This is a genomic window from Pedobacter sp. ISL-64, assembly GCF_018613605.1.
Classification (GTDB): Bacteria; Bacteroidota; Bacteroidia; order Sphingobacteriales; family Sphingobacteriaceae; genus Pedobacter.
In genome coordinates this window covers 235,182-245,686 of record NZ_JAGGPU010000021.1, presented here as the reverse complement: position 1 = coordinate 245,686, position 10,505 = coordinate 235,182, and the positions used below count along the sequence as shown (strand labels likewise).

Below are 10,505 nucleotides of genomic sequence, written 5' to 3'. Positions count from 1 at the left end.
ATAAAAAAGGGAGGGTTATCCTTTTACATCAACATCAATTAATTATCGTGTCTAGCGGGACTACAAGTTTTTCTCCCTTTTTGATTATTTGATTATAAAGGTAAAGATATGAGCAAGACTGAAAACCACTATGAAAAACTGAACTTTCATTTCCCCCCCCAAAAACCAAACTCAATAAAATGAATTTTGGGATTAATATTTTAAAATCTGCCACGTGTAAGACATATCTTCATAGATGCTGAAACAAGTTCAGCATGACGGATTGGGCCACGTGAAAATAAATATTATAAATTAACGATACCGATTTTCAGGTTATCCTCACGGCCAATTACATCAGCAATGCTGGTTTCGGTTAAAACCTTAAGGGTAGCATCTCTAACATCGATAAAGGCACTTCTGATTCCGCATGTTTTTTCGTCTACACATTCATCACATTTGTGATAAAAGTTTAAACTTGCACAGGGAACCATGGCAATAGGCCCATCCGTTACACGCATTACGTGTACCAATAAAATCTCTTCAGGTTTTTTGTTTAGACTGTAACCGCCGCCTGCACCTTTTTTACTGTATAAAAAGCCAGCGTTACGCAGATCGAGTAGAATCTGCTCTAGGAATTTTTTCGGGATATGCTCCTCCTCTGCAATTTTCGAAATCTGCATTGGCGGTTTATCTAAATTTTTACCAAGCGCAACAAGCGCTTTTATGGCATACTTTGTTTTTTTGGACAGCATATTCGCACAAAGCTAATAAAAGAAAGTAAATTATAAAATACGCAACAGGAAGTTGATTTTAATTCAACATACTATGATATTTATAAATATAATGCATAATAACGATAATGCTTTAATCAAACCAGCGTAAAAATAACCACGACACAAAACAGAACAACATTTATCGGCGTTTAAAATCTATTTTTACCTACATTCTGAATTACAGATTTCAATAATGAAAAGAAAACTCAATCTATTGCCGCTCATTATAGTTGCAATCATATTTTTTGCCCTTAACGCTTATGTTTTATCTGGCCTGGGTACCATTAATCAATCTACCTGGCTCAGTCCTATTTTCTGGGTCTTTATTGTCGGGCTAACTTTTGCTTTACTCTACGCCATCCAACAGATGCGGATCCAGGGCATGAACAGGTTCTTCCAAATCATCAGTCATGCTTTTTTAATTATTTTTGCTGCAGAGTTTGTATTCGCTTTTTTTCTCCTACTAGGTGATATATACCGCTTGCTCTTAGGCCTGTCGACTAATTTCCAGCCCGAAGGTTTTCATATTTTAGGCCGCAGCAATTACTGGGTAGATTTTGCATTTGTGATGTTCTGTTTAACCATTGCTTTATTTGCTTATGGCATGACCCAGGGAAAATACGCTTACCGCGTAATTAAACATACTTTATATTTTGATGATTTGCCAGCAAGTTTTGATGGTTTTACCTTAACACAGATCTCGGATGTACATGCCGGAAGTTTTACTAACCCGAAAGCGGTGCAAAAAGGGATTGACATGATCAATGCGCAAAAGAGCGACCTGTTTGTTTTTACCGGAGATTTAGTGAATAATGCTTCTTCGGAGATTGTGCCCTATATCGGCCATTTCTCGCAAATTAAAGCCCCTTTCGGCCAATTTTCTATCCTGGGAAACCACGATTACGGCGATTATATCAAATGGCCGACGGAAGCCGATAAAATCCAGAATTTAAATCAGTTAAAAGCCTACCATAAAGAACTTGGTTTTAAACTTTTGTTGGATGAACATGTTGAATTGCATAAAAACGGCGAGAAAATAATACTCGCTGGAATAGAAAACTGGGGAATTGGTTTTGGAGAACGTGGAGACTTAAACAAAGCGCTTCAGAATACTTCAGTTAACGATTTTAAAATCCTGCTATCTCACGATCCTTCGCATTGGGATGCGCAGGTAAAAAATTATCCTTCAAAAATCCAACTTTCATTGGCTGGACATACACACGGTATGCAGTTTGGTATAGAAGCTTTTGGCATTAAATGGAGTCCGGTGAAATACCGTTATAAACATTGGGCGGGTATTAAAACCGAAAATGGAAGATACCTTAATGTAAACAGAGGCTTCGGTTTTCTTGGTTTTTCAGGCCGGATTGGGATCTGGCCAGAGATTACGGTGATAGAATTGAAGAAGAAATAAAACCGTTATTGCCAACTATTCTTTCTAACAAAAAGGTCGTCATCTCGACTGGAGCACAGCGGAATGGAGAGATCTATTTAGATAGATTTCTCGACTTCGTTGCACTTCGCTCGAAATGACGACCGAAAAAATCTAATCTAGTAATTAAGCGTATACGTTAAATTATACGTACGGTCGCGGCCTGCATAATAAAAAGTTTCTGGTTTTGCCAAAGCTTGATACAACAATACCGAACGCTGACTCCAAATTGTTTGGTAATTTTTGTTCAACAGGTTTTGTACACCAAATGATAAACTTCCGGTAAATAATTTCACCGAACCCAATAAATCAACAGTAGTGAAACCTTTTAACTCATTTTGCACCACAACATTTCCAACTGTAGCATAACCTTTCGAATCAAATGAGTGGAAAGCCTGTGCCTTTATTCCAAAAACTTTTCCGTTATAACCCAGATAACCCGCAATTTTTGATGGACTTGCAACAGTTACATCCTGTAATGACCAGGTGCCATCAACATTTTGTTTCTGTGTTTTAATGTACAAACCATTTACACCAGCTTCGAAACCATTTTTCAGATTTAATGATAATGAACCTTCAACACCTAAATTTCTTACATTTTCATCAAAAACTTCGATGTTGAATGTACTATTGGTTTTTACATTTTTATCAGATAAGGCATAAAAACCAGCAACCTGTGCATTAAATACACCTGGGCGGTAACGATAACCGGCTTCGTATTGTTCTGTTTTGATACCTGTTAAAGGAGAACTTCCAACATTGATCGAGTTGCCTAAATTATAGTTGGTGCCAACCAAGGTATAAGTGCCCTGTCCGTAATATTTTGCCGGATCTGCCAAGTTAAACCCTTGCGAGAAATTAAGCCATGCTTGTTGAGCTGCATTGATTTTAAATACCAAACCACCATTTAATAAATTCACATCGTAATGGTTTTCACCACCAGCAATGGCCGTAGCCGTTCTGCCTACACCATAAGCCAAAGGTACAGAAGCAGCGGTGCCTACAAAATCGCCAACTTTAACAAACATACGTTGCTGGCGCACACCTCCCGACAGGCTTAAGAAGTCGGCTACTTTAACCTGTGCCTGCAAAAAGCCTGATAAACCATTTACCCTGAAATTAGGATAACGGGCAATAGTGGCGATTGTGCTATTGTTTAAACCGCCAGATGAAAAGGCCTTTGTTCTATCAAACAAGGCTTGCTGCGCGTTAAAATTTTCATTGTCGGCATCAATACCATAAGTAAGATTCAATCTGTTCCAGTCTTTGTTCAATACCAGTTTTAAAGCGCTGTAGTTTGTATTTTGGATGGATGAACCACTGTAAAGTCGCTGCGGTATTGCCGCTTGCCCTGGGAATGGGTGAAAGCTAAATTGTTCGTTTCTTGCCGCTGCCTGTACATAAAGTGTTTGCCCGCCCAAGATATCGCTAGCCTGATAATTGGCATTTATATTGGCTCTGCTGGTTTTCGGATCAACATCGGATGAGTAGCCATTTCTCATTTCTAAAAGCGCTGGATTTGATAACAATCCACCATAATTTGCGCCCAGGAAAAGGTCTTTATCGCCACGGTAACCCGAATTATAATATTGACCATTCACCGATAGTTTTTGATACTCGGTCAATTTAAATTCGGTACTTCCGAAAAAATCGAACGATTGGTTATACTGTAAATCGGTTTGTGTAATATCGGTAAAAATCTGTTTTCCATCTGCGCCATAAGCTGCATTGTTTTTTTGGAAAGCCATACCAATGCGTCCGTTCCAATCTTTGCTCCCGCCAGAAATGGCCTGTGCTACGCGTACATCATGATCACTTTTTTCTTTTAAACCGCTGCGTACACCAACTTGTGTAGTGAAACTTGGTTGACTATCCTGTCCTTTTTTAGTAATAATGTTGATAATACCACCTGTTGCACCACCGCCATAAACCGCACTTGCTCCAGATAAAACCTCGATACGCTCGATGTTGAAAGGATCTATCGATTCGAACTGGCGGCTTACACCACGGGTACTGTTTAACGATACACCATCAATCATTACCAATGCATCTCTGCCACGTTGGTTCTGTCCGTAATTGGTACGTCCTTCCGTACCAGCATCTAAACTCGGAATTAATTGTGCTAAGGTTTGCTTAAGTGGAATCCCTGCCCTGGCCTGTTCCTGAATTTTCGCACCATCTACTACCCAAACGGTACCGGGTATCTCGCTTATTTTGGTCGGTTTACGCGATGAAACCACCACAACCTCCTGCATATTCGACGTTGGGCTTAAATAAAGGGTTAAATTAACGGTCTGATCTTTGCCCAAGCTCACTTTTTGCAGTATGGTAGTATACCCTACATAACTCACCTGTAATTTGAAAGAACCTTCGGTTAACTTTAATTCAAAGCTACCATCAGCAGCTGTTGTAGCTGAAGCATTTTTGCCTTCAACTTTAATATTCGCCCCAGCAAGCGGAGCGGTTTCGCCTATTACTTTTCCGGTAACGGTTTGAGCTTGGCCCGTTAAGATAAATCCACAGACAAGGATTGCAATTAAGTATAGATTTTTCATCCGTATAAATTTGGTTTTAATGGTAATGAAGCTATCATGATTTAGTCATACCGTTGTGATATTGAAAATCATGATGGTTTCATCAATGATTATTATTTTTTGCGCAAAGCAATCATTTATTTAGATTAAATCCAAATAAAATATTTTATTTTTCGTTCAACGCTATACTAAAACGGTTAAGTGTCAACAAGTAAACAACTTACTAACAATTTGTTAAAAATATTTTAAATATTATTTTTAATCAATCTAAATAAAAATATACCTTAGCAGCTGGAATTATAGTCGAAACCGCTCACTAATTTAAGCCGCTCAGAACCAAATATTATTTAAAAATCACGGCATTGATATGCCCAGTAATTTATTGCCATTTAACCTTAATCTTTTGAAAAATTGAAAAACTAATGTTTACATCAGACCTCGAAAAACATGAACTTATTGATTTCCTTACGGAAAGTCCAACCAAGGAAATCTTTCACCACGAAAATGAAGCAGAGTACCTGCATGCAATAGGAAAAGTTACCCAGGCGGTAAAAAAATTCCTCAACAACAATCAACAGCCCTTTAGTGGGATATCGCCATCCAAATTAAGGCCGCTGTTTGATTCGATCGAATTTGAAAAAACGCACGACAATTACGATGCTTTGCTTAAAGAAGTTGAACAGCTTTACACCAGCCATGCGGTAGCCTTTCACCACCCTGCTTACATTGCCCATTTAAACTGTCCGATTGTGATTCCCGCTGTCGCTGCCGAAGTCATGATTTCGGCCATCAACTCATCAATCGATACCTGGGATCAAAGTGCAGGCGGAACACTAATAGAACAAAAACTGATCGAATGGACCTGCGACCAGATTGGTTACAACAAAAAAGCGGATGGCATTTTTACCAGCGGGGGCACCCAGAGCAATTTAATGGGGCTTTTATTGGCCCGCGATCATTATTCCATCACGGCACTAAACCACAACATTAAAGTAGAGGGATTGCCCTTGGAAGCAGCTCGTTTCAGGATTTTTGTTTCTGAAAAAGCGCATTTCAGTATTCAGAAAAATGCTTCCCTTTTAGGTTTAGGTGAAAAATCGGTAATCAAGATCAAAACCGACCGCAGCTTTAGGATGAATACCGTTTTATTGGAAGACGCCATTAAACGGGAAATTAATCAGGGCAACATCCCTATTGCCATTGTAGGCACAGCAGGAACTACCGATTTCGGAAATGTTGATCCGCTGAAAGAACTTGCTTCTATCAGTAAAAAATACAATACCTGGTTCCACATCGATGCGGCTTATGGCTGTGGCTTACTGCTAACGGATAAGTACCGCAGTTTGTTGAACGGAATTGAACTGGCCCATTCGGTTACGGTTGATTACCATAAATCTTTTTTCCAGCCGGTAAGCAGCAGCGGTTTCCTCGTACGCGATAAAAACTTTTTCAACCTGATTACGCACCATGCCGATTATTTAAATCCAAAAGATCATGATGAGGATGGTTTACCCAACCAGGTAAACAAATCGATACAAACCACCCGGCGCTTTGATGCTTTAAAACTCTGGTTTACGCTAAGGATGATGGGCAGGAACAAATTGGGTGGTTATTTTGACACCATTATCGAAACCGCAGCCAAAATTGCTGATCTATTGCATTCAGATAGTGATTTTGAGCTGATGAACGAATCAGATATTAGTGCATTGGTTTTCCGTTACCGACCAAAAAACGTATGCTTAGATGTTTGTGCCATGAACCAGTACATCAAAAAAGCGATGTTTAATCAAGGGAAGGCTTTAGTTGCCGGCACCAAGATTAACCATCAATTCTACCTCAAATTTACCCTACTTAACCCGCTTACTACCATCAGCGATATTGAAAACATTATTAAAATTATTAAAAAACATGGAAACGAATACGTTAGACTCAATCAGGTTTCAGCAGATTTCAGAAGAAACTAACTTTAATGCACTGCTAAACAGTTATTGCAGAGAATTTAACAACTGGAGCCGTTATATTGGCATACCTAAATATGATGAGTCTTTAGCAAACTATTTGATTACCACTACGGATCGCCTGCATATCCGGTTCGATTTTACGGCCATTGGTTTCGAAGTATATGCGCCTTTAAAATTTTATGCCGACAGTGGCAGGCATGTATTTAATTTCCCGATAATCGAACGTAATGTTGCTACAGATGTCATCAGTCCGATCAGTATTTACAGGTTTATGGAACTGGCCATCCAGTTCAGTGCTAAAGAATTTCCTGATGTTGATGCTAATCTGGTAAAACAACGTTTAGCCAACAGTGTAGAAAATCTTGAAGCATTTTTATCGTTCTTCAAACAGAATGGCAGGCCTGCAAATTTTGCTAAAATGAATTTTATTGAGGCAGAGCAATCTTTGTTTTTAGGTCACAATGCACATCCACTTCCTAAGGGGAGATCTGGCTTTAACAGTAAAGAAGAACTTTTTAAATATTCGCCTGAAACCCAGGGTCGTTTCCAGCTGGCCTATTTCCTGATCTCTGCAGAAAATATTGTTGAGAAAAACGCGGAAGGTTTTGACATGACTGATCTTTTCAGAATTGAATTGCTAGATAGCGATCATGCTGAAATCATTCATTTACTCGATCAACACCCAGACCATAAAGTGGTACCCATGCACCCCTGGGAGGCAGAATATCTGCTTACCCTTCCTACAGTAAAAGCGATGCAGGAAGAAAAGTTCCTATTCTATCTTGGGCATTTTGGAGAATTCTATACACCAACATCTTCGGTGAGGACAGTTTACAATGCATCGAGCGATTGGATGATTAAATTTTCGTTACACGTAAAAATAACCAACTCGCAAAGGGTTAACCTGCTTAGAGAGCTTCACCGTGGTTATGATGTAAGTAAACTTTTAAAAACCGAATACGGCAAAGCGGCCAAAGCCGAGTTTCCTGAAATTGAATTCATTACCGACCCTGCATTTATCTCCGTAAATTATAAAGGCGAAATCATTGATGGTTTCAACATCAGTATCAGGCATAATCCTTTTAAGGGAGAAGGAGCCGAGAAAAATGTAACGCTTTTGGCAGCACTTTGTCAGGATGCTTTACTGGGGCAAAAACCAAGAATTGTAAACATCATTGAAGAAGCAGCGATCAGCAAAAATAAAACGGTTGCTTACACTGCAGTAAACTGGTTTAAACAATACCTGCACCTTTGTGTTGCACCGATTGTTGGGCTTTACAACAATTTTGGGATGGCTTTTGAGTTCCATCAGCAAAATGTGATGGTAGAACTGGATAAAGATTATTATCCTGCCAAACTTTATTTCAGGGATAATCAGGGCTTTTTCTTTAGTGATGCTAAAGCCGAGGTATTGGAAAAAGCATCTCCTGGTATTGCTGCAGAAAGCGGTTCGATTGTGCCGAACGAATACATTATCCCTAAGCTCACCTATTATCTGCTCATCAACAATATTTTGGGTGTGGTAAATACCATTGCAAGCAACAATCTCGCCGATGAAAAAACCTTGATCGATCTCGTTTATCTGGAGTTTAAACAATTCGAAAACAGCGATACTACAGGTTTGGTTGATTATATCATCAACCGTCGCAGCTGGGAGGTAAAAGGTAACCTGCTTACCAATCTCTGCAATATCGACGAGGCCAGTGCGCCTATCGATAATCCGGCTATTTACCGTGAGTTCCCCAATCCTTTATCTAAATATTTCTTCTCTGAAAACCTGATCAGGCCGAAAACCAAAGAGGTACTCTACAGCAGATTTTTCCCTAAAGAAAATGTAACGATCAATATCCGGCCGTTTAATATCGACCAGGATCTGGAAATGGTTCACGATTGGTTTAACCAGGAACATGCAAAGCCCATCTGGAAGATGGATGGACCGATTAGAGGTTTAGAGCTATTCTATAGAACTTTATTGCCAAACGATTCATCGCACAGTTTTATAGGCGAAATAAATGGCGAACCCACCTTTACCATAGAGCCTTACTGGCCTATGCGCGATGGTGTAGGTGCATGCTACGAAGCTTTAACGACCGATTATGGTGCACATTTGCTGATTGCGCCAACAGATAAAGATAAAAAATTCAGCTTCGAAACCGGTCAGGCATTAATGGATTTCATTTTCGAACAACCTGAAGTAGGTAAATGCATTGGCGAAGCAGCTGTTGAAAGCCGTGCGATGCACATTTTTGTAACCAGATTGGGCTTTAAATTGGAGAAAGTGATCCAGATGCCTTACAAAATGGCCAATCTTACCTTTTGTTACCGCAATTGGTATTGGGAAAAATTCCCTGAGGCAAAGGCATATGCTATGGCTAAATCATCAGAATTTGAAACGGAGGAAATTTAAATGCAGAATCAAAAAATATACGACATTGTAGGGATCGGTATAGGTCCGTTCAACCTGGGTTTGGCTGCATTATGCGCCCCTATCAGTAGCTTATCAACTTTATTTTTGGATCAGGTGAGCGAATTTAACTGGCACTCCGGTATGATGTTGAGTGATGCCACTTTACAGGTTCCCTTTATGGCCGATCTGGTAACCATGGCCGATCCAACCAGTCCGTACAGTTTTTTAAACTATCTTAAACAAACAGATCGCCTGTATAAATTCTATATCAGAGAAGATTTTTTTGTATTACGAAAGGAATATAATGCTTATTGTAAATGGGCGATCAACCATCTGCAAAACTGCCATTTCGGACAGAAAGTAATCAGTATAAATTACCTTGATGGTGTTTATCAGGTAGAAAAAGTAGATCAATCAAACGGAACCAGTGAAACCATTTTCACTAAAAAAATTGTGCTCGGAACTGGAACTGCACCAAAAGTACCTGGTTTTATTAGGCCGGCTGAGCATAAAAACGCCATACATTCTTCAGCATATTTAAAGTTTAAATCTACGCTGTTGAAGCAAAAAACCGTATCGATTATTGGCTCAGGACAAAGTGCTGCCGAAATTTTTTACGATTTATTGCCAGAAACCGAAAATGGATTGAAATTAAAATGGTTTACCCGGCCTGATCGCTTTTTCCCGATGGAGTATTCGAAATTAACATTGGAGCTCACCTCTCCCGAATATGTAGACCACTTTTATAATCTGAGTGATGCAAAACGCAAACAGCTTTTAGGAAAACAAAATTCGCTGTTTAAAGGCATAAACTTCGAACTGATTAACCAGATTTTTGATAAACTGTACGAATTGAGTGTTGATGGCGAAAAGGTAAATGCTGAATTGATGCCGAACTGTCAACTGAACAATTTAACAGTAAACGCCGACGGCAAATATCAGCTTGATTTTTATCATACCGAAAGTGAAAAGGATTTTGCAGTTGATACAGATTTTGTGGTATTGGCAACTGGTTACAAATATAATGAGCCTGGTTTCTTATCAGGCATAAATGACCGCGTCGCACGTAATGCCGATGGGCTTTTCCAGGTACACCGCAACTATGCTATTGATGTAAACGGAAACGAAATCTTTGTTCAAAATGTTGAACTGCATACCCACGGTTTCGTAACACCTGACCTCGGCATGGGCGCTTATCGCAATGCATCCATTATCAATGCCATTTTAGGCTTCGAAATCTATAATTTAGAAAAACGAATTGCTTTCCAGCAGTTCAGCGTAGCAGATGAAATACAGGAAAATGATTTATCTAACGCAGCGCTTCAGTTATCTGAAAATTAAATTGAGCATGTTGGTCGGGATTTGTAATCCCGATCATAGAGAACCGGATTTAAAATCCGGGCACAAAAAGTCCAGATT

Annotated in this window: 6 protein-coding genes; 4 read left to right on the top strand and 2 right to left on the bottom strand. The window is 39.4% G+C overall.

The annotated features are described in order from the left end of the window. Positions 1–284: 284 nt before the first annotated feature. Positions 285–731, bottom strand: coding sequence for an RrF2 family transcriptional regulator (locus J7E57_RS23440; protein WP_029275042.1), 447 nt, complete (start codon positions 729–731; stop codon positions 285–287). 214 nt (positions 732–945) lie between these two features. Here J7E57_RS23440 and J7E57_RS23435 point away from each other — a divergent pair, with 214 nt between their 5' ends. Further along, positions 946–2,166, top strand: a complete 1,221-nt coding sequence (locus J7E57_RS23435; protein ID WP_215125615.1) for a metallophosphoesterase — start codon at positions 946–948, stop codon at positions 2,164–2,166. 137 nt (positions 2,167–2,303) lie between these two features. On the opposite strand, the gene J7E57_RS23430 is transcribed toward J7E57_RS23435, so the two are convergent. Then, entirely contained in the window at positions 2,304–4,739 is a 2,436-nt protein-coding gene (locus J7E57_RS23430) for a TonB-dependent receptor (protein ID WP_215125616.1), read from the bottom strand. 401 nt (positions 4,740–5,140) lie between these two features. Here J7E57_RS23430 and J7E57_RS23425 point away from each other — a divergent pair, with 401 nt between their 5' ends. The 3 genes from J7E57_RS23425 to J7E57_RS23415 are packed head-to-tail and all read left to right on the top strand — an operon-like array spanning position 5,141 to position 10,427. Further along, positions 5,141–6,682 carry a pyridoxal phosphate-dependent decarboxylase family protein gene (locus J7E57_RS23425; protein ID WP_215125617.1) on the top strand — a complete coding sequence of 514 codons (1,542 nt, stop codon included), beginning with the start codon at positions 5,141–5,143 and terminating at the stop codon, positions 6,680–6,682. Continuing rightward, complete coding sequence (locus tag J7E57_RS23420; RefSeq protein ID WP_215125618.1) at positions 6,627–9,086, top strand: GNAT family N-acetyltransferase; 2,460 nt, start codon at positions 6,627–6,629, stop codon at positions 9,084–9,086. The genes J7E57_RS23425 and J7E57_RS23420 overlap by 56 nt, the downstream gene beginning before the upstream one ends. Continuing rightward, positions 9,087–10,427, top strand: a complete 1,341-nt coding sequence (locus J7E57_RS23415; protein WP_215125619.1) for a lysine N(6)-hydroxylase/L-ornithine N(5)-oxygenase family protein — start codon at positions 9,087–9,089, stop codon at positions 10,425–10,427. The last annotated feature ends 78 nt before the right edge of the window (positions 10,428–10,505 follow it).

Excerpts from the sequence above, each read along its gene's own strand:
- J7E57_RS23420 (WP_215125618.1), top strand. The coding sequence starts at position 6,627 with ATGGAAACGAATACGTTAGACTCAATCAGGTTTCAGCAGATTTCAGAA.
- J7E57_RS23415 (WP_215125619.1), top strand. The coding sequence starts at position 9,087 with ATGCAGAATCAAAAAATATACGACATTGTAGGGATCGGTATAGGTCCG.
- J7E57_RS23425 (WP_215125617.1), top strand. The coding sequence starts at position 5,141 with ATGTTTACATCAGACCTCGAAAAACATGAACTTATTGATTTCCTTACG.
- J7E57_RS23440 (WP_029275042.1), bottom strand. The coding sequence starts at position 731 with ATGCTGTCCAAAAAAACAAAGTATGCCATAAAAGCGCTTGTTGCGCTT.
- J7E57_RS23430 (WP_215125616.1), bottom strand. The coding sequence starts at position 4,739 with ATGAAAAATCTATACTTAATTGCAATCCTTGTCTGTGGATTTATCTTA.
- J7E57_RS23435 (WP_215125615.1), top strand. The coding sequence starts at position 946 with ATGAAAAGAAAACTCAATCTATTGCCGCTCATTATAGTTGCAATCATA.